Genomic DNA, 21133 nt, shown 5'->3' with positions numbered 1-21133 from the left:
AATCAATTTTTGGTATGAAACTTTCGTTGATAAGAGTGGTAACTGGTTATTTAATGCAAACCATTATCATTACCAATCACATATAAGAATGAATATCATGTCTGAGAGATCTCTTTTGATTCGCAAACCTCTTTTGGTTCGTAAACCCCTTTCGATCGCAGTCGCTGTTATTTGTACCTCACTTTCGGCTAACGTGTTGGCGCAAGAAGAAGCGCAAGCAACAGATGAGCAAATGGTTGTTACGGCAACTCGTACTGAAATGGCACTAAAACAAGCTCCGGCTTCAATGTCAGTGATCACCGCTCAAGACATTGAAGACAGCCCTGGTATTACCTTGGCTGACATCGTTGCAGAATCAACCAGTGTCGAATCTGACTTTGATAGCACACGTGCTGGCCGTCAGATGATCTCTATTCGTGGTATGGATTCAGATTACACGCTTATCATGGTCAATGGCCGTCGTCTAAGCTCGGCGAGTGCCATCATCCGTGGTAACGACTTCGACCTATCGACTATTCCTGCTGATTCAATTGAACGTGTTGAAATTATCCGCGGCCCAATGTCTGCACTTTATGGCTCCGATGGCATGGGTGGCACAATCAACATCATCACCAAGGCACCTGAAAATGATTGGAGTTCAACACTAAGTATGGACACGTCTTCACCGTTAGATGGTGATGGCGGTGAAGAGTACTCGATGGGCTTCACGACCTCTGGTGCTCTAATTGAAGATGAATTGTTTGCTCGCGTTTCTGTGAACCAAACTAGCCGTGATGCTTGGCAACCCTATTCTGGTACACATAGCTCTGGTTACGATCGTTCAGACATTACTGCGTTAGAAGAAAGAGAGACATTAAGCTTACTCGCGAGCCTGACATGGAATGCAACAGACAACCAAACCATCGATTTCGATTTTGGCTACAGTGACGACGAACGTGAATCATCTGCAGAAAACGTATCATCTGTGATTGAGTCTGACACACGAGTAGTGCGTCAGAGCCAAGCGATTACGCACAGTGGCTTTTGGAGCTGGGGTGATACACAAGTTCGCTACTCACGCGAAAATGTGACTGACAACGACGCTGCGGATTCTGATACTAACTACAGCAGTGACGTAGAAGAGTTAACTCAAATAGCAGAAGCATCAGCGACGACTTATCTTGGTGAGAATCATACCGTAACGTTTGGTATGGACTATCAGTTGAGCGAATTAACCAACAAAGAAAACTTGGTCAATGGCACATCAGAAGCGTATCAAGGTGCGTTATTTGTTCAAGATCAATGGCTGATGACTGAGCAACTAACAGCAACCATCGGTGGTCGTTTAGATAAGCACGAATTGTACGGTGAAGAGTTCAGCCCACGTGTGTATTTGGTGCATCAAACAACGAATGACCTGATCATTAAGGGTGGCGTGGGTAAAGCATTTAAAGCACCAACATTGACTCAAAATCAAGCCGACTACACAGTTAACAGTTGTAAAGGTGCTTGTGATTTATATGGTAACGAAGACCTGAAGCCTGAAACGAGCTGGAACTATGAGATTGCAGCGATATACAGCCAACCTCGTTGGAACGTTGAAGGTGCCTTGTTCCGTAATGAAATCAACGACCTTATTGATCGTGACGAAACCTACTGCGAGAACGGCGGAATGTTTGAATCGGGTAAAGGGTGTGCCGATAGTTCTAGCTCAACTGGCTATGTGAAAGGCAAACGTACTTATACCAATGTGTCTGAGGCTGTGGTTCAAGGTGCTGAGCTTACTGGCCAATTCCAAATAACGGATGAATGGGGCGTATCTGGTAACTACACTTTCTTAGACACTGAAGATAAGTCTACTGGTGAAGAACTGCTTGAGCGTTACAAGCACTCGGGTTTAGTTAAACTGAACTGGAGCCCAACTTACGACCTGAACACCTTTGTTAGTGCGCGTTACCGAGGTGAGCGTAATATCGAAACTGATTTGACTCAAGAAGCATACACTACGCTAAATATTGGTGGGGTATACAACATTAATGATTCGGTTAGAGTACGCGCAGGCATTACTAACTTGACTGACGAAGCGGTATCACAAGAGCTAGAGAGCATGGGTTATGTTGAAGAGCCACGCACTTACTACTTAGGTATGACCGCTGACTTCTAATCGAGAGTTCGAACACCGATAGCTTGATACAAAAGAACCCACACTGGCTGGATGCTCGATAAAGAGTACGGCGAGTGCGGGTTCTTTTTTGTCTGTGCTTGAATCTGGCTAATTCGTTTTGTATCGACGGACCTAGATTTTTACACAAGCGATCAGAGCATTACCTGATTTGGTATCCCAAGGTAACAGCTTGTCATAATCGTGCTCAAAAATATGAACCTCAAAGTAGGGCTTCAATATCTCGATCAACTCCTTAAACGAGAATGCCACCATCGGGTGTTCATCATTCCAAACTTGTGTCTCACCGGATGTTGTCTTTTCGATACTGAGTTTTAACGCCTGCTTGTCACCCTTGCCAGAGTAATACCAACCTGAGCTGAACGTGAAATCATCTTGTTCAAGATTGGTGGTGTGTCGAACAAAAAGATCATTGCTGATCTTGTCTTTATCCACCACATTAAAACAGAAAACTCCCTCTGGTTTTAAAGCGCGATGTACGCTCTCAACACATTCTTTTAGCTTCTCGAAACCATCGTTGTAATGGATTGAGTATAAGAAGCAGGTGATTAAATCCAGAGGTTCTGCCACTTCAAAACTGCTCATGTTTTGCACCGAGAAATTGGCTTCGGGGCAGCGAACCTGAGCGATATCTAACATTGGCGCGTTGAGATCGAGTCCATTACTTTGGTAACCAAAATCGATAAAGTGACGAACGTGTGGACCAGTGCCACAAGCTAAGTCGAGGTGAGTCTTTCCACCATTTCCGAAAATTTGATGTAGCCTACGTACGCAGTTACTTTGCGCTTGATAGTCAATATCAACACACATTAAATCGTAGTAACTGGATAGGTCGGTATAAAGTGCGTTGGAAGAAATAGTAGCTGACATATTGGCGGACATAAGTGCCTACAGCGTTAGCTGATATAATGAGGGTGGCGCATCATATACTGAAATGTCGAAATCGCAACCAAATATTCGATCAAGTTATGTGCTTTAATTCTCGGTGGCTGTACCTTAATTATGTGCGGCTGTGCTCAATTTGTACGGTTAGCCGACTCATTTAGCGTTAGCTTAAAAAGGCGTTGGATTATGAAAGAGAGCTGGTGGGTTATGCAGGATAGCCAGTGGATTATGAAGGAGAGCAGGGAACTGCGATCAAGCTAGTGCTTCATAGCAAACCACATCATCGTTGATTGAGACTTGATTTTTACCATTCGCTTTCGCACGATATAGTGCATCATCGGTCACGCGAATAAGTGTATCAATGGTGTTGGCAGAGTGGCACTCGCATTGGTTGGTAACGCCAATACTCACGCTCGTTGTAAAAGCGCGGCGATTAATGCCAAAGAAGGTATGTTGGTTAAAGGTGTGGCAGATTCGTTCGCTGATGATTTTGGTATGGGCCGATTTCGCTTTTGGAATGAACACAATAAACTCTTCGCCACCCCAACGTCCAACTACGCCACCTAACAATTCAATGTGAGTTTTAATGGTGTCTGCTAAGTGCCTAATCACCGTGTCACCCACTGTATGCCCAAATCGATCGTTAATCGATTTGAAGTCATCAATATCAATCAACAGACATGACATCGCCATATGCTGATTAACCGGCTTCTTGAGCCAACCGTAAATAGCACGACGATTGAACACATGCGTTAAATCATCATGCATCGCTCGATGCAGCAACTCCCGTTCTAGTAATACTTTATCGGTGACTTCTTCAAGGATCACTTGAATGGCGTCTTCGCCTTCCCAGTTAATCACGTTGTCATAGAGGTTGAAGTATTTGTGGGTGCCATCAAAGCATTGGTTATACACCACGGAACTAAAGTTGGGTGTATTGCCATTGAGAATGTTCTCGCAGCGTCTGATGGCCGTTGAACGCTGATCTTCAGGTACGATGGATAGGATGGAGTCCATCGCAAGCACTTGCTCTATTGAGTCCGCACCTTGTTGTTCTACCCATGCTTGGTTGACCATTAAAGGTTTGAAGTTTCTATGGATCAGGATCCCTTGTTTCGATGTATTAAGTAGCTTGCGATACATGCGATCTGTTTCGTTACGTTTGCGCTGAGCTTCGACTACGGATGTGATGTCGATGATAGTGACTTGGAGGGCGGGTTTACTATTGAGTTCAATAATGTGTGATAGGCAAAAGATAGAGATGTTGCGGCCATTGGCTGGAATATCGGTGTACAATTTTCCTTTTTTTAGTTTGCCTTTTATAGCCTCTAAGTAACGTTTCTTGGCTAGCTCTTGGTAACTGTCAGGAACTAACGCATAAACAAATTCAACGTTCAATAACAGCTCTTCACGGGTTCGGTAACCAAAGATCTGAGCGATTTCGTTGTCGACATCAATAATTCGGTGATTTTGCAGTGTCATGCGCCCTTGCGCGGAATCGAAGTTCTGGCAGGGTGTCGTGGTGGTTAAATCTAATTGAATGCTCATATCGACCTGGCTACTTATTCGTTAAATTGAAACAGGTGTTGTTCCTCGCCGTAGTGACCACACAGGCATTGTGGAACACTTTTATGGAGAGACTAGATAAGAAAAATATGCTATCTAGGTAAGGTCAGTATGGCATTTATAATTTCATGATTAATCGGTAATTTTACTGGTTTAAACGAAGTTTTTGAAAAGAAAACAATCAGGAAAGCAGGCCAGTAATTAAAGCCAAATCACTCAAGCTAAATAAGCGAACTAAACAAGGAGAGTTGAGGTAATGAAACCAGAAATAAAAGCACAGGATTCAATGGGAAACGGAACAGCATTGGAAAGCAGCACGTCAATAGAAATTAAGCTTGATGACTTGTCGGGTGGGGAAGTCGTTGAATTGCTTGAAGAGCACCTTGCTGACATGTATGCCACGTCACCAGCTGAAAGCGTTCATGCATTGGATCTGGATGGACTTAAGTCGCCAGAAATTACCTTTTTCAGCGCTTGGAAAGACAGCCAACTGCTTGGGTGTGTTGCCATTAAAGAGCTAAATACCCAACATGTTGAACTGAAATCAATGAGAACCTCACAGTTTGCTCGAAAGTCAGGTGTTGCAAGCCAACTGTTACAGCATGTAATAGACACAGCAACCGTTCGCCAGTATCGACAAATCAGTTTAGAGACAGGTTCAGAAGATTACTTTAAGCCAGCGCGTAACCTGTATGAAAAGTTTGGCTTTGGATACTGCGAACCCTTTGCTGACTATGTGTTGGATCCGCACAGCCAGTTCATGAGTATTGAGTTGCGTTAGATGCGGTCGAAATTGTAGATCGAAGTAAAAGAAAGATTCTCTATCACGTTCGTTCCTCACTGTAGGGAATGACGGGCGGGGTGTATCTCTACGCAGAAAGTGACACGGTTGTAGTTCCTCGCTGTTAAGAGTGAGGTGGTTGTAGCGCCTCACAGTAGGAAGTGACGTGCACAACATTGACTTGATTCCCCAGCGTCATTCCAGAACCGAGGGACGAGGTATGTGGAATCTCTAACCGCGAAGCGAGATTCCCTATAACGCTCGTCCCTCGATTTAGGGAATGACGATTATCCGGTCAATGACCAATGACCAATGGCTAAAGCGTTAGCGTGTTTCTAGTTCTGCAAATATCGCTTCTGCATCCACAACACTTCCTGAGATAGAAAGGGTACTGAAAGGAACCAAATCTTCTGGGCTTGATGGCTTTTTAACAAGCAGCTCTGGGTAGATTTTTGATTCACCCATTAACATCGCCTTTAGCTCTTTTACCGATAAATCAGGATAGCGCGACCACACCAACGCAGCGACGCCAGAAACGACAGGCGCAGCCATACTTGTGCCACTTTTCGAACCGTAAGTATTCCCCGGTGTGGTTGACAGAATTCGATATCCCGGTGCAAATACATCAACCGATTTCTGACCGAAATTACTGAAGTTTGCGACCAAGGTTTCGTCTGCGTATTTCGCTGATGCGCCCACATCTAACCACGTTGAAATAGGCTTTGAGCGGTAGTGCTTAGCGTAGCGGTTTGGAAAGCTTGGTTTTATGTCGTTATCGTTGCGGCTGTTACCCGCAGAGTGAACGATCAATACGCCTTTACGAGCGGCATAGCGGAATGCATGGTCGACGATGTACTTACGTGGCGAGTAACTTTTTCCGAAGCTCATGTTAATGATTTTCGCGCCATTATCGACGGCGTAACGCACTGCATTGGCAATGTCCTTATCTCGCTCATCGCCATTTGGCACCATGCGTACCGCCATGATTTGGGCATGATCCGCGACACCTTCAATACCAATAAAATTGCCGCGCTCCGCAGCGATGATTCCAGCAACGTGTGTGCCGTGTGAGCCTACAGGGCCTTTCACATCGTTGTTGCCGTAGCCTCTTTCCCAAGGGTTAGAAATGTCATCCCAAACAATATCGCCACGCGTATCGATCTCTAGGTTAAGGTGGAAATCTAAAGAGTCTTGATAGCGGCTACGACGTGATTCCAGATATTCAAAGGAGTACCATGAATCAAATACGCTCAAAAGCCCTTCAGCTGCTGTAACGACGCTAGCATTCTCACTATCTAACAGTGTTTTAAGACCGTTAGTAGAAAAGTCTTTTTGATCGACGAATTTAAGAATCTCTTCTTTGTACTCATTAGCTCGATTAGTTGCTGATGTTACGCGATTCAACGCATCTTGGTCATCTTTTAGAGACGACAAATAATCAGATTCAACACCTTGATAGTACTTGCGTTTCTTTCGAGGAATCCAATGTCCATTTTCTTTTAACTCGAGGTACTTTTTGTATTCTCTGGTGACCTCTAATGTATCTTGATCAACGTTAATACCTAACGAGTTACCCAGAAAGTTCCAGCCGTGGACATCATCGATGTAACCATTGCCATCATCGTCAATCCCGTTGTCTGGGATCTCGTCTTCATTGGTCCAAAGTTTGTTTTTGAGGTCTTCGTGTTCAACGTCGACACCCGAATCAAGAACGGCAACGATGACAGGTTGTGGTTGAAGAGGGGGCATCAAGTAGTCGTATACCACATCAGAACCCACGCCCTGAAGTCTTGTGTAGCTCGCCGATAAGTTAAACCAATCGCCGCGTTGTTCATCGGCGTTACTCATCATTCTCATAGAGAAGAACGAAGGTTGAATGGTTTCTCGTGAGTAATCCTCAACAATCGTGCCTTTTATATCTTGAATAAAAGGTGAGTTGATGGGTTGTGGCTCTGGGCTACTTTTGTTCAGAGTCGTAGCTGATACGTGGGTCGAAGCCATAATAGCTAGGGCTATAGTGGTAAGTCTTTGTCCGTGATTCATCTGTGGTGCATCCTTATCATTGTGCGACTAAATAGTTATGCGACTAAATAGTTATGCGACTAAATAGTTATGCGACTAGCACTGACTTCTTCGAAACGAAGTGTACAACGCGCAATAAGTTAGTTAAGTGAGAGGGAAATGCCCGCTCAAAACGCAGTTAAAAGGTAATATGCAATCAGACTTGTATCATTCGCTTGGTCAATGAAATGGTAGGAAGATCTCACTGTGATCGATTTTTAATTCTCAAACTTTGAGCTAAATTCTATTAATAAAAGCAATATTTATAAAATAAAGACTGAAATTAAAGATGTTTAAAATCAATTGATTGGATTGTTAATTATTGTATCGGAGGGTAGGGTAACTCGTTTCGATTAGAGTCGAAGTATACGTCTGCTTCTCGTCTTTTGGTTACTCTAATGGCCAAAAATACACGAAACGTGTCATTGATAAACAACAGAGTCACTTGTTAACAATCTGATTAATTGGCAGTATTGTGTCAATTATTACCGTCACTACTTTTACAGATCTTTTTCCATGACGACTTATTTTGCTGGTTTTTCCCTTGGCCTCTCGTTGATTCTTGCGATTGGCTCTCAAAATGCGTTTGTTTTAAAGCAAGGGCTTAAGAACCAACACGTATTGGCAGTTTGTGCTGTATGTGCGATTTCTGATGCCTTACTCATTAGCTTTGGTGTGACGGGCTTTGGCGCAATCGTTAAGCAGTTCCCACAAATTGAGCAGTTCGCCCGTTATGGTGGGGCTATCTTTTTGGGCGTCTATTCATTCTTAAGCTTCCGTTCAGCATTTACTGAAAACCACGCCTTAGAAGCCACTGCTGAAACCAAAGACTCGCTAACTAAAGCGATTGCGATGTGTTTGGCATTCACTTGGCTTAATCCGCATGTGTATTTGGATACTGTGGTATTGCTGGGTTCTATCTCAACCCAATATCAACCTAACCAAATGTTGTTTGGCGCTGGTGCAGTATCGGCGTCGTTTGTGTTCTTCTTTTCACTTGGATATGGAGCACGCTTTTTGGCTCCAATGTTTAAGAACCCGAGAGCGTGGAAGGTGTTGGAGTTTGTCGTTGGCGTGATCATGGCATCTATTGCAATATCTTTGATCGTCTAGTTACTCGTAATTAGGTATTCAAATATATTATCTAAAGTTCCTACCTAAAGTGACGACTTAAAATGACTGTCTTTAGTTGCCTTTGTATTTAATTATTTCCACAAAAATGGAATTATTTTTCGTCTTTCGGTTTTGGCGTTCGTCTTAGGGGTACAAATACAAATTAATGACCTAATTCGGAGTCAACCATGATTAAACTTGTTAGCTTTAAAAACTGCCCATTCGTTCAACGTGTAATGGGTGCTTTAGTAATGAAAAATGTCCCATTTGAAATTGAATACATTGAGCTAAACAATAAGCCTCAATGGTTCCTAGATATTTCGCCAAACGGACAAGTGCCGGTATTGATTACAGAAAATGACACGGTTCTGTTTGAGTCTGATGCAATTGTTGAATACCTAGACGATAAATATGCGCCGATAGAAGAGGTGTCTGCAGAGCAAAAAGCACTAGATCGCGCTTGGTCTTATCAGGCAAGCAAACATTACATGCCGCAATGTGGAACGATGGGCAGTAAAGATAAAGAAACCTTTGAGACACGTTTAGCGAATCTTCAAAAATCCTTCCAAAAGGCCGAGAACAAGCTGGGTGACAGCGACTTCTTCAAAGGCGATGACATCTCTAACGTCGACATCGCTTGGCTACCACTATTACACCGAGCGTCAGTGATTAAAGAAGGCTCAGGTTTTGATATGCTTGAAGGCTTCCCGAAAGTACAGAAGTGGCAAGCGGCGCTGATTGAATCTGGCTTGACCGATAAAACCGTTCCTGCGGACTTTATTGAGAAGTTCAGCGGCTTCTACTTAACGAATAACTATTTGGCTAGTCTCGTTGACGCTCGTTAATAATATGAATTAAATTGTAATATATTTTAATGGCAGGTTGTTCTAAATAAATGTCCTCCAAAAATAAAACTTATTCTTCTCTTTATATCTTTTATTGGGAAAAGAGAGAAACAGGATGAGTTTTTATATTTAGGCGTGAAGATTCAGGTTGTTTTTGAGAACGAGTGACAATTTGGCTAGTACGGTAACGACATGATTATAATGAACTTAATGTTGATGATGCTCAGGTTTACTATCAGGTTTATACGTATTTTAGTACTCGTCACTTCTCAGGAAATACACCTGTCTCATAAGTAAGACTGAATTAAATATCTTTGATTGTTCGTTTGATGACCTAAAAATCTTGTGGTACTTTCTCATTCGCTCCGTAAATGAACAGTGTTTTATTGTTCATTAGGGGCTGCTTATTTAATTTATTTTAAACAGTAACGCAACAGGTGAAATAGTGTCGGAAGCTATTTGCGGTTGATCAACGTTGCTGTAGGACAGACAAAAAAAGGGTATTTTCATGCTTAAATCATCATTTCTATTGGGCCTAGTTGGCTTAGTTTCACTTCCTACATTTGCTGCTGGTATTGAGGGTGGTCCATACATTGGCGCCGGCCTTGGTGTGTATCAAGACTCAGACACTGACGGCGCAGGTAATTTAGATGCTGAAAGCATGGGATATAGCCTTTACGGTGGTTACCAATTTAACCGCATTGTAGGTATCGAACTTGGTTACACGGATTATGCTGACTATGAATCATTTGGAACGAAGGTGTTTTCGCCAACATCGCTTTCTGTTGCAGCAAACCTTGGCTACACCTTCGATAACTCAATTCGTCCATTTGTACTAGCGGGCTTGAGCTACGTAGATTTGAACTCAAACAACGCTAGCTCTTTTGATGATGATTCTGGTGCCGGCTTTCATTTCGGTATTGGTGTTGAATACACGCCAGTAGAAAACCTAACATTACGTTTGATCTCACAAGCAGACGCAGTAAACATCGAATTCTTCGATAGAACAACGGGTAATCGATTGGAAAGCCGTGATGTAGCCTTTAGCACAGTAACTCTGGGTGCTTCATACAATTTCTAATGGCTTCTGTTAAATAGCTTAAAGCTAAAGCTATGGACACCCAAAACCGCTCTAACGTTGAGCGGTTTTTTATGTCAAAAATAACGATTGCTCACGCTGTGGGCGGAGTTGGTCCAAAGCCTGAAATTAGTTGGTTTTCACAAGCTTATAAAAGGGAATTATCTCGACTATTTTGGTAGATTAAAGGTATTACAGACTTCCAGTGAGCAGCAATGAAGATTCTTCACACGTCCGATTGGCACCTTGGCCAAAACTTCTACAATAAAAGCCGTAAGAATGAACATGAACGGTTTTTACAATGGTTACTTGAGCAAGTTACAGAGCACGACATCGACGCGATCATTGTTGCTGGCGATATTTTTGATACCAGCACACCGCCGAGTTACGCTCGTGAGATGTATAACAAGTTTGTGGTCGATTCGAACAAGATCGGCTGCCAGTTGGTGTTGTTAGGTGGTAACCATGATTCGGTGTCTGTGCTTAAAGAGACACAACAGCTGCTCAAATACATGGGTGCAGACGTGATTCCTAATACCAATGAAGATCATGCGACTCAGGTTGTCGAACTAAAAGGCAAGAACGGCGATGTAGAAGCGCTGGTTTGTGCCATTCCTTTTATTCGCCCTCGCGATGTGTTGACCAGCCAGGCGGGTGTCACTGGCGTTGAGCGTCAGAAGCAACTCGGAGATGCAATCAAACAGCACTACCAAAGTGTTTATGATGCCGCTGTAGAAAAACGTGCGACGTTTGAAAACAGCGAGCACATGCCGATTATCGCTACGGGTCATTTAACGGCGATGGGCGTTCAACAATCGGATTCGGTACGCGACATCTATGTCGGTAACCTTGATGGTTTTGCCGCTGATGGCTTCCCAGACGCAGATTATATTGCACTTGGTCATATCCACCGCCCACAAGTGGTGGCAAAGCGTGAATACATTCGTTACTGCGGCTCACCAATTCCATTAAGCTTTGATGAACTTAAATCTCAAAAGCAGGTCTGTGTGGTTGAATTTGTTGAGGGCGTGCGCACCATTTCTCAATTGCCAGTTCCAACGTTCCAACCCCTAGCTGAAATCAAAGGCGACTTGAGTGAAATCGAATCTCAACTGAATCAATATTTAGGCTTAGATAGCGAACAAAGCGTTTGGTTATCGATAGAAGTGCAAGCGCAAGATTACTTGTCGGATCTTCAAGAACGTATGCGCGCACTAACAGAAGGTTTGAATGTGGAAGTGCTTCAATTGCGCAGAGCAAGAGAACGTCGCAATCAGGCATTAGAGCAAGAATCAGCAGAAACCTTATCTGAACTGAGCCCGATGGACGTTTTTAGCAAGCGTATTGCCTTAGAAGAGTTTGAAACCGATTCTGAAAAAGCGCGTTTAGAGCGAATGACGGTGAAGTTTAAACAAGTGATGGTTGAAGTGTCTGAAAGCGCTCAAACACCAAACAAAGTAGAAGAGTAACCAGTATGAAGATTTTAAGCCTAGAATTTGAAAACCTGAACTCTTTGAAAGGGCGTTGGAAGCTCGATTTTACCCAATCACCGTTTGCAGAAAATGGTCTGTTCGCGATTACTGGCCCGACAGGGGCAGGTAAAACCACCATTCTTGATGCGATTTGTTTGGCACTGTTCCACCGCACGCCACGTTTGAAAAGTATCGCTAAAGGCAACAATGAATTAATGACACGTGGTACAGGTGAGTGTTTCGCTGAGCTGGAATTTGAAGTGCAGGGCAAAACGTACCGCTCTAACTTCCATCAAAAGCGAGCGCGTGGAAAGCACGATGGCGCATTACAAACGCCAACGTGTGAATTTGCCGATGCTGACACCGACAAAGTCTTAGAAACCATGCTGACCAAGAAGACCAAGTTGGTCGAGCAGGTAACAGGTCTCGATTTCTCTCGTTTCACCAAATCCATCATGTTGTCTCAGGGTGAGTTTGCGGCATTCCTTAATGCCAATGCGAACGACCGCGCAGAGCTACTTGAAGAGCTGACAGGAACAGAAGTCTATAGCCTGATTTCCGAGCGCATCTACGATCATTTTAAGTCGAGTGAAGAGTCGCTTAATCACCTGAAAGCAAAAGCTGAGGGTGTGAGTTTGCTGTCTGAAGAGCAAATCCAAGCGCTAACCGCAGATCGAGAAACGTTAGAAGCTGAACAGAAGCGTTTGTCTGAGCAGTTAAAAGAGTGGCAAGCTCATCTTAGCTGGTGGAAAGACGTGACCAAAGCTGAGCAAATTATTGCGACCAGCGAGCACGATCTTAAAACAGCTCAAGATGAGCTAGACCTTAACCAACCCTCACTAGAGCGTTTGGCAAACAGTGAACCTGCCGAAAAACTGCGCCCAATGCACAAAGATTTAAAGCGTTGCGAACAAGAGGTGAACACTACTCAAGCTCACTTAGATAACAGCACTAAGTTACTTGCTGTTCGTGATGCGGAAAAGCAAGACGCGCAAACTCAACTGACTCAAAGCAGTGACGCTGTTCAGAAGATAAAAACCGAACAACAAGATCAAGAGAAGATCATTGAACAGGTTCGTCCTCTAGATAACCAAATTGCTGTACTCAAAGATAAGCAAACTGCGGCCGTTAATGCAGCGAATACGCTAAACGAGCAACACACGCAGCAGCGTAATCAACAGGTCGATTTAGTTCAAAAAACTGATGCACTGAAGCAACAATATCAACTGAGCACTGAGTACTTAAATACACATCAAGCTGACCAACATCTGGAAAAGTACCTAGGTCAATGGCAAGCAAAGGTAGAGCAAGTTCGTACCCTTGAGCGCCAGCATTCAGAACAACTAAACTCAGCGAGGCAAGCCTTATCTGCGGTTGATGCTCATCAAACGATCATCAAATCTGCGCAAGAATCTAAAGCATCGCAAGATAAAACCTTAGCTGAATTGGTAGTGGCAGAGAGTAGTGCAAAGCAACAATGGGAAGCATTGCAAGGCAACACCAGTGAGCAAGTGTTGAATGCGCAAAAGGAACTGTTGGAGTTTTGGAATCGCAATACGCACTCATTACTTGAGATCAATCGTGGTTTCCTAAATGCCCAACAACAGCTGCACGTTAAAACACAAACACATCAAACTAACACTCAGTTGGTCGACAAGCTTTCGAAAGAGCGTGAAGTGTTGGTGGAGCGATATAAAGAGAAAGAGACTTCGCTTGAGCGATTAACGCGTTTGATTGATCAAGAAGGCGAGTTGGCGAAATACCGTGCAGCTCTAGAATCAGGCTCTGAGTGCCCGCTGTGTGGTTCAACAGACCATTCGATTGAACAGTCACAAGATATTGCAAATTTGGTTGCTCAAAAAGATAGGGAAAACCTAGAGTTAACGGCCATCAAAAAAGAAGGCCAAGAGCATCGTCAGCAGTTAGATTCTCTTGCCCCTATGATTGCAGCACTTAACGATGACATTCAACGTGCGCAAGCGGATATTCAGCAAGCTCAAATGAATTGGCAAGGCGTTGTCGGCAAGCTTCAACAGAGCTTATCGGATTTCGTTGGCACGGCTCCAGAGCTAGCAGTGCTAACGATTAACGATTTAGGCAATGAAGCTACACTCGTGACCTTTGCTCAGCAGTGTGAACTTCAACTAAGTCAGATCTCGCAGCAACTCAAAGCGTTGGCTGATACGAAAGCACACTATGCTGAAGCTGAAAAACAACGCTTGTCTGCAAGTGTTATGGCTGACAAGGCGCAGTCTAATCTCGAGTTGGCCGAGCAACGCTTAGCGGATCTGAATAAGCAAAATCACAGCACGAGCGAACAAGTGGCTCAGATAGCTCTAACAAAAGAACAGCAATGGAACGCTCTGAAAGAGAGCATTGTTCAAACGGCTATCGAAGCGCCTGAACTTGAACATATCGATGATTGGTTTACTGCGAAATCGCAAGCATCAAGCACATGGCAGCAAACTAAACAGCAACAGGTCGATATTGAGAAGCAACTGATTACTCAAAATGCCGAATTGAAAACCTTAGATGACAAGCTAAGTAGCGCAGAGAAAGAGATCGCGACACTGACGCAAGAGAGTGAGTCTCTAGTTTCAGAGCTGACTCGTATTAGTGCTGAAAGGGCTGAGTTATTTGGTGACAAAGACATTCAAGCCACCAGCAATGCGATGAAGCAGAAAGTCACTGAAGCGGTAAATGCATTTGATGCAGCGCAGTTAGTGCTTAACCGCTGCGAACTGGAACATCGAACTGAGCAAACCAAACACATTAGCTTCTCTGAAGAGTTGGCCAGCAAGCAGTCAAGTTACACACAAGCGTCGAATGCTTGGTTAGAAGCGCTTAAAACGAGCCCATTCGAAGGTGAGACTGATTTTGAAGCAGCATTGTTGGATGAAGAGGTTAGAACTCAACTTCAAAGCCTGAAGAAGTCTTTAGACGAAGCGATTGTCAGTGCTCAAGCTAGGTTGAACACTGCCAAAACGACGCAAGTGGAGCTACAAAACCACGAAAATGCTAAAATATGGCAAGAGCAAGACCAACAGCAAGTTGAACTTGCGACGACTGAATGCCAAAACGCACAACAAAGCCATGCGACCAAGATCGGCGCGATTTCGGCTAATCTTGAAACGGATAGCCAGAATCGCAGTAATCAGCAAGATCTGTTCAAGCAGATCGACGAGCAGCAGGTCGAGTTTGATGATATTTCACGTCTCAACTCACTTATCGGTTCTAAGAACGGCGACAAGTTCCGTAAGTTTGCTCAAGGTCTAACACTGGAAAACTTGGTGTATTTGGCGAACAAGCAGCTACAGCGTTTGCATGGTCGTTACGAACTTAAACGTAAAGCCGACGATGGTTTAGAACTGCAAGTGCTTGACACATGGCAGGGCGATGTGATGCGTGATACCAAGACTTTGTCGGGCGGCGAAAGCTTCTTGGTGAGTTTGGCGTTGGCATTAGCGCTTTCTGATCTTGTGAGCTACAAAACCAGTATTGACTCTCTGTTCCTAGATGAAGGTTTCGGCACGCTGGATAGCGACACATTAGACATTGCACTTAACGCGCTCGATAACCTGAATGCGTCTGGCAAGATGATTGGTGTCATTAGCCACGTTGAAGCGCTGAAAGAGCGAGTACCTGTTCAGCTTAAAGTGACGAAACACTCTGGCTTAGGTGTGAGTGAGATGGAGAAGCAGTACAAGGTTGTTGCTTAGCTTCTCGCCATATTCATTAGCGCAGAAATAGAGGTAGAGCTAGACCAAGCAGATCCCCGACTCAGTCGTTCCTCCTTCTCGAGGATGACGGAGTCGGGAGTTGTCATCAATCATGTCTCGTACTCCCTAACACATGGAACGAACATAATAATTATCGTCATTCCCTAAAGCGAGGAACGAACGTAATAGGGAATTTCTACTAGACGCAGGAAGTGGGCTCATCGAAAAGGAAACTGACATGCACAAGAAGCCCCATTTACCAATTAAGACATGTCCTATTTGCCAAAAGCCTTTCTCATGGCGTAAAAAGTGGCAGCGCTGTTGGGATGACGTGATCTACTGTTCTGAACGTTGTCGTCGTCATAAGCCAACTTTGGCGTAATTTCTGTTCGTTTTTAGAACACGTTAATAGTTTCGTCATTCATTTCTTAAGTTAATATTTCTATCTGTAAGACAACTAATGTATAAAGGCGGCATGAAGATACCTAAAAGAATACAGCCCTTAGTTGACGATGGTTTAGTCGACGAGGTGACAAGCCAATTAATGAGTGGCAAAGAAGCATCAGTGTACATAGTGCGCTGCGGCGATACGATCCGTTGTGCCAAGGTATATAAGGAAATAAGCCAGCGCAGCTTTAAAAAAGCAACGGCGTATCGTGAAGGACGAAAAGTCCGAAACAGCCGCCGTGCCAGAGCGATGGAAAAAGGCTCAGGATTTGGACGTGAGCAACAAGAGAAAGTGTGGCAAAGCGCTGAAGTGGACGCCTTGTATAAACTGGCAGAAGCGGGTGTTCGTGTGCCTGTGCCTTATGGCTGTTTTGATGGCGTGCTGCTTATGGAGCTAGTCACTGATGATGACGGTTATGTTGCTCCAAGATTGAACGATGTTGTAATGCCGCCAGAACAAGCGATTGAAGATCATGCAGTGATGATGACTTACGTGGTTAAAATGCTTTGCGTTGGTTTGATCCATGGTGACTTGTCTGAGTTCAACGTATTGGTTGATGAATACGGCCCTGTGATTATCGATCTACCGCAAGCGGTCGACGCTTCGGCTAATAACAACGCCGAGTGGATGTTGGCTCGTGACATCAATAACATCCGTGATTATTACGCTCAGTTTGCCCCTGAATTGGCGAAAACCGAGTATGCCAAGGAAATGTGGGCTTTATACGAGAAAGGCGACTTAAAGCCTGACAGCAAGCTGACGGGCGAGTTTACAGAAACGGACGATTTGGCAGACATCGAAGCTATTATGCAAGAGATAGACGCTGCGCGAATTGAAGAACAACACCGACGCGAGCGTGTTAAAGAAGAAAAAGAAGGTGTGGACGACAGCAAGTTCAATTGGGCTGAGTAGTCGTAATGATCCGTTTTGATCTTTCGTTAAACATCAGCCATCTCTCCTTAAATAATTGATGCATTCATTCTAAAAATAACCCAACAGAGTAACACTCGTTGGGTTTTCTTTTTTAGCACTCATCAAATTTTACCATTCATCAAAGCCAACGATTGGTATTCCTCACTACCAGTTTAACTGCTCACCATCGTAAGCGTAGAAGTGCCCACTTTTGTCCGGTGTGGCAGTGCGAATGATATCGACCAATTGATGGGCGACATAGCTCGACTCAAACAACTTACCTTCAGGGACATTGGTTTGAAAAGGCTTAGATAGAGCGGTGTCGGTTGTACCAGGGTGGAGCGCTAACACGGTGCCTTTCTTTATGGTACGTTGCCATTCAATCGACATGGTTTTGATAAACATATTGAGTGCCGCTTTCGATGACCGATAGCTATACCAACCACCTAAGCGGTTATCTGAAATACTGCCGACTTTGGCCGATAGCACTGCAAATTTTGGATTGTCACTGGCTTTGAGAATCGGCGTGAAGTGTTTCGCCAGTAACAAGCTAGGCAGGGTGTTTACCGAGATATTTTTCAGGAAGAATTCTGGGTCGATAGAGGACAAATTCTTTTCTGGGCCGAGCTCTGGTGTGTGAAGCATACCCACGCAGTTTATCAACCAGTCCAATTTTTCAAACTGTTTGCTGAGTTGCTCAATATCAGCTTCATTGGTTGCATCGACTTGGTGCCAGTTTAAGCGACTGTTTTCTAGTTCTGGCTGTTGAGAGTGATAAGTCGCGTCGACATGTACATCGAGAAAATCAAAGCGAGACAGCTCAGACAGTAGGTGCTTAACCACGGCGAAACCAATACCGCCGCTGCCACCAATGACCAATATGTGTAATCTGAGTTGTTCCACCATTATAAGTTCTCCAAGTTAGTCAGTCGTTGTTCTGCGGTGTCGAGTATCGCTTGTTGGTCTTGCTCATCCATATTGTCCCAAGAGCGATAAAGCATCCCCATTCGAGGGTTGCGATTTAAGGCCTCGCGATGTTTGTTCATGAAGCGCCAGTACAAGCTGTTGAATGGACAAGAACTCTCTCCACTGCGCTCTTTAATTTGGTAATGACAGCCTTTGCAGTAATCACTCATGCGATTAATGTAAGAACCGCTGGCAGAGTATGGTTTGGTTCCGACGATCCCGCCATCGGCAAAAAGTGCCATACCTCGCGTATTCGGCATTTCGACCCACTCAATCGCATCAACATAAATACCAAGGTACCAACTGTCGACTTGCTCCGGAGCAATGCCCGTAATTAAGCAGAAGTTACCGGTGATCATAAGCCTTTGAATGTGGTGCGCATAAGCAAACTCGAGGGATTGATCAATCGCGTGCTTCATGCAATTCATCTTGGTTTGTCCATCCCAAAAGTAATGAGGCAACTGACGGTCTGCTGCGTAGTGGTTTTTGTTTGCGTAAGCAGGCATGTTCGCCCAATAAACACCGCGTATGTATTCTCTCCAACCTAGAATTTGGCGTACGAACCCTTCGACTTGTGCAATATCGATAGTGGGTGCGTTTAGCTTAGAGGAAGCCTGATAAGCCGAAAGTGCCGCATCAATCGCTTCTTGGGGGCTTAGCAGTTTGCTGTTCAACGAAAAGGAGAGGCGACTGTGATACAAACTCCATTTCGAATCGTGCTCGGTCGTCATTGCATCTTGAAACTGACCAAACAGTGGTAAACAGACTTGGCAGAAGTGAGCGAGTAGAGACAGACTTTGCGCTCGATTGACTGGCCATAATAACTGTTCGCCAACTTCACCAATGGTTTGAACTTGATGATGCTCGATGCGTTCTAAAATCGCAGAAATGTCGTTGGCAAACATTAATGGTTGCGGCAGGTTCTCGATGTCTTGTTTCTTTAGCTTCTTGCGATTGTTTGCATCGTAATTCCATTTTCCGCCAACCGGTTTGCCATCGTCGAGCAGGATGTCGAAACGCTTTCTCATTCGACGATAGAAATGTTCCATCATGATGTGTTTGTCTTTAGGAAACTCGGTTTCAATCTCGTCAAACGGAAACAAGAAGTGCTCGGAATCGATACAGCCTTTGGTTGCATTGGTGAGTTTTAGCTTGTTCATCTGCTCTAAAAGGCGATATTCATCTGGCCTTTGATATTCGAATGTCTCTGCGCCGAATTCGTGTACATAGTGCTTTAGAAGTTTATCTAGGTTTTCAAATTGCGTTGTGTCGTCAAGAGTAAGGTGGAGTACTTGATGACCTTGTTCTTTGAGTTCGTCAGCGAAGTAACCCATCGCACAGAAAAACGCGGCCACTTTTTGAATGTGAGATGCAACATAATCCGTTTCTTGTTTGAGCTCAGCAATGATGTAAATAACGTCATCGTTAACTTGTTGAAACCATGAATGCTCAATGTTTAGTTGGTCACCTAATACAAGTCGTACCGTTTTAAATTTCATAATGCGTCCTGGTTTGTGAGGCTTGTTGAAACTGCGTTACCACCTACCCATTGGTTGATGAAGGAATGGTCTGGGTCGTACATTTCAGTCTGCTTGGCCAAATCAAAATGGCGTGATTTAGGTTGTGATTGGTTTTTAGTTTGCTCGTTGTGGGCGGGTTTATTGAGAGCCCCAGCGATATACGCCCAATTCCCCCAGTTTGATGCCACGTCATGGTCGATAAGTTGGCTCTCAAAATAGGCTGCGCCGTGTCGCCAATCGATCCCTAGTTCGTAGATCAAACAGCTGGCCGTTAACTGTCTTCCTCGGTTAGACATATAGCCTGTTTCATTAAGCTGACGCATACATGCATCGACAATCGGATAGTTGGTATTGCCACTCTTCCATTTGGCGAAATTCAGGTTCGACGTCGCTGAGGAGTTAGGGCTGTAGAGTTGACGGTTTGAAGAATCACCGAACAACGAGGAACCCAGTGACAAACACGTCCAATAGAAATATTCGCGCCACAACAACTCAAAGTAGATCCAATAGGTTGAATCGTTACTGCCATGATCGGCTTCGAACTGTTTTAAATGGCGATAAATCGTTTTAGGCGAAACGCAGCCGAGCGCTAACCACGGTGAGAACTTGGTTGAGTTTTCGATGCCGTCAAATGCGTTTCGAGTCTGCTTGTAGTTAAGGGCGTAATCATGTGAAAAGTAGTTTTCTAAATGCGCTAGTCCTGCGTCTTCGCCACCCAAATAATCGCTTGTTACTCCGATTTCATCATTTGCTGAACTAAATAGTGGGATTGTCGATATTGGTTCAGGTGTCGCTATTGGTGTTACTGCTGGTGGAAGGCGTGAAATAACCGTCTCACTTTCATTAACGTCCAAGTGTTCGACTAGCTTTCTAAATTTGCTAAACGAGCTCGGAAGCTTTGACCATTCAAACGGCAGTTCATCTTGGTCAAACAAGGTGGAATGATGTGATAAACACATCACTAAGTTAGGGGACTGTCTTTGTGTCGATCGAATCAATTGTCGCTCGTCGTAGCTGCAATGTGCGTTAGCGAAAAAGTGAGTGACGTGTTGAGTAGCGATGATTTGGCTGAGTGTTTTCTCAGCAGAGCCTGGCTCTATATGGTTACTGTGAATTACGACAAGTTGCTGCCCAAGCTTCACTAAATTCGATTCTAGATTAGCTATCGATTGTGAAATAAAAGCCTGGCGATGTGCGCCATAACTTTGCTCTTGCGCTAAATCAGCAGAGAAATGAACCAAAGTGGGTTCGACAATCACGCAAACGAGTTTATCGACGCTCTGCGCGGCGTAATGGAGCAATTGATTGTCGTTGATTCTTAAGTCGTTCGTAAAAAGATAGAGACCAATCTTTTTCATTGCTTGCACTCGTGATTTGTTAGTTATTAGACGGTTACGAGTGGATGAGCAAACAAGATCACAAATGATTACGCCGAATGGGTAATGGTTGAATTTGGGGAAAGAAGAGGATTGAGGAGGGAATAGAAGCCAACCAATAATACCGATAGAGGCTGGCGATTGAAGCTTGGCTTTATTAGCCCAAACAGCTATTTTTTAAGAGCGACAGTCTTTAGGAGCAGACAGTCCATAGAAACTCTAGTCCATAG

At 44.2% G+C, this 21133-nt stretch carries 15 protein-coding genes; 9 read left to right on the top strand and 6 right to left on the bottom strand.

Features of this window, described 5'->3' with window-relative positions; translation table 11 throughout:
* Positions 1 to 97 precede the first annotated feature (97 nt).
* Positions 98 to 2143, top strand: a complete 2046-nt coding sequence (locus L3V35_RS07445; protein ID WP_054546395.1) for a TonB-dependent receptor — start codon at positions 98 to 100, stop codon at positions 2141 to 2143.
* 132 nt (positions 2144 to 2275) lie between these two features.
* Here L3V35_RS07445 and L3V35_RS07440 read toward each other — a convergent pair whose 3' ends face one another.
* Together L3V35_RS07440 and L3V35_RS07435 are read right to left on the bottom strand one after the other, a co-directional pair.
* A complete protein-coding gene (locus L3V35_RS07440; protein WP_065205296.1) occupies positions 2276 to 3031 on the bottom strand; it encodes a class I SAM-dependent methyltransferase in 756 nt (251 codons plus the stop codon).
* A gap of 267 nt (positions 3032 to 3298) precedes the next feature.
* A complete protein-coding gene (locus L3V35_RS07435) occupies positions 3299 to 4594 on the bottom strand; it encodes a diguanylate cyclase (protein ID WP_237299113.1) in 1296 nt (431 codons plus the stop codon).
* A gap of 274 nt (positions 4595 to 4868) precedes the next feature.
* Between L3V35_RS07435 and L3V35_RS07430 the strand changes: the two genes are divergently transcribed.
* Entirely contained in the window at positions 4869 to 5393 is a 525-nt protein-coding gene (locus tag L3V35_RS07430) for a GNAT family N-acetyltransferase (RefSeq protein ID WP_237299111.1), read from the top strand.
* 324 nt (positions 5394 to 5717) lie between these two features.
* Here the strand turns inward: L3V35_RS07430 and L3V35_RS07425 are convergent, their stop codons facing one another.
* Complete coding sequence (locus tag L3V35_RS07425; protein WP_237299109.1) at positions 5718 to 7436, bottom strand: S8 family peptidase; 1719 nt, start codon at positions 7434 to 7436, stop codon at positions 5718 to 5720.
* Positions 7437 to 7970: 534 nt separating this feature from the next.
* Between L3V35_RS07425 and L3V35_RS07420 the strand changes: the two genes are divergently transcribed.
* The 7 genes from L3V35_RS07420 (at position 7971) to L3V35_RS07390 (ending at position 17041) form a co-directional block, all read left to right on the top strand.
* A complete protein-coding gene (locus tag L3V35_RS07420; RefSeq protein WP_102562003.1) occupies positions 7971 to 8567 on the top strand; it encodes a LysE/ArgO family amino acid transporter in 597 nt (198 codons plus the stop codon).
* Positions 8568 to 8755: 188 nt separating this feature from the next.
* Complete coding sequence (locus L3V35_RS07415; RefSeq protein ID WP_237299108.1) at positions 8756 to 9412, top strand: glutathione S-transferase family protein; 657 nt, start codon at positions 8756 to 8758, stop codon at positions 9410 to 9412.
* A 508-nt stretch (positions 9413 to 9920) separates the two neighbouring features.
* Positions 9921 to 10493: a porin family protein gene (locus L3V35_RS07410; protein ID WP_065205291.1), complete on the top strand. Its 573-nt coding sequence runs from the start codon at positions 9921 to 9923 to the stop codon at positions 10491 to 10493.
* A gap of 212 nt (positions 10494 to 10705) precedes the next feature.
* A complete protein-coding gene (gene sbcD / locus L3V35_RS07405; RefSeq protein WP_237299106.1) occupies positions 10706 to 11959 on the top strand; it encodes an exonuclease subunit SbcD in 1254 nt (417 codons plus the stop codon).
* 5 nt (positions 11960 to 11964) lie between these two features.
* Positions 11965 to 15681, top strand: a complete 3717-nt coding sequence (locus L3V35_RS07400; protein ID WP_237299104.1) for an AAA family ATPase — start codon at positions 11965 to 11967, stop codon at positions 15679 to 15681.
* Positions 15682 to 15919: 238 nt separating this feature from the next.
* Complete coding sequence (locus L3V35_RS07395) at positions 15920 to 16063, top strand: DUF2256 domain-containing protein (RefSeq protein ID WP_237299103.1); 144 nt, start codon at positions 15920 to 15922, stop codon at positions 16061 to 16063.
* Between the two features lie 93 nt (positions 16064 to 16156).
* The gene (locus L3V35_RS07390) at positions 16157 to 17041 is read left to right on the top strand and encodes a PA4780 family RIO1-like protein kinase (protein ID WP_029221996.1); all 885 of its coding nucleotides are present in this window, start codon (positions 16157 to 16159) and stop codon (positions 17039 to 17041) included.
* A gap of 165 nt (positions 17042 to 17206) precedes the next feature.
* Here L3V35_RS07390 and L3V35_RS07385 read toward each other — a convergent pair whose 3' ends face one another.
* From L3V35_RS07385 to L3V35_RS07375, 3 genes are read right to left on the bottom strand one after another with little or no spacing between them, the layout of a single operon-like run.
* On the bottom strand, positions 17207 to 17947 hold the full coding sequence (locus L3V35_RS07385; protein ID WP_237299101.1) for an SDR family oxidoreductase: 741 nt from the start codon (positions 17945 to 17947) through the stop codon (positions 17207 to 17209).
* On the bottom strand, positions 17947 to 19506 hold the full coding sequence (locus tag L3V35_RS07380; RefSeq protein WP_237299099.1) for a cryptochrome/photolyase family protein: 1560 nt from the start codon (positions 19504 to 19506) through the stop codon (positions 17947 to 17949). The genes L3V35_RS07385 and L3V35_RS07380 overlap by 1 nt, the downstream gene beginning before the upstream one ends.
* Positions 19503 to 20885: a DASH family cryptochrome gene (locus L3V35_RS07375; protein ID WP_237299098.1), complete on the bottom strand. Its 1383-nt coding sequence runs from the start codon at positions 20883 to 20885 to the stop codon at positions 19503 to 19505. The genes L3V35_RS07380 and L3V35_RS07375 overlap by 4 nt, the downstream gene beginning before the upstream one ends.
* Positions 20886 to 21133: the final 248 nt, after the last annotated feature.

Origin of the sequence: Vibrio sp. L5-1, assembly GCF_021728315.1 — a bacterium.
Lineage (GTDB): Bacteria > Pseudomonadota > Gammaproteobacteria > Enterobacterales > Vibrionaceae > Vibrio > Vibrio splendidus_K.
Note: the sequence above shows the minus strand (reverse complement) of the source record. Positions and strands in the feature narration are given on the sequence as shown.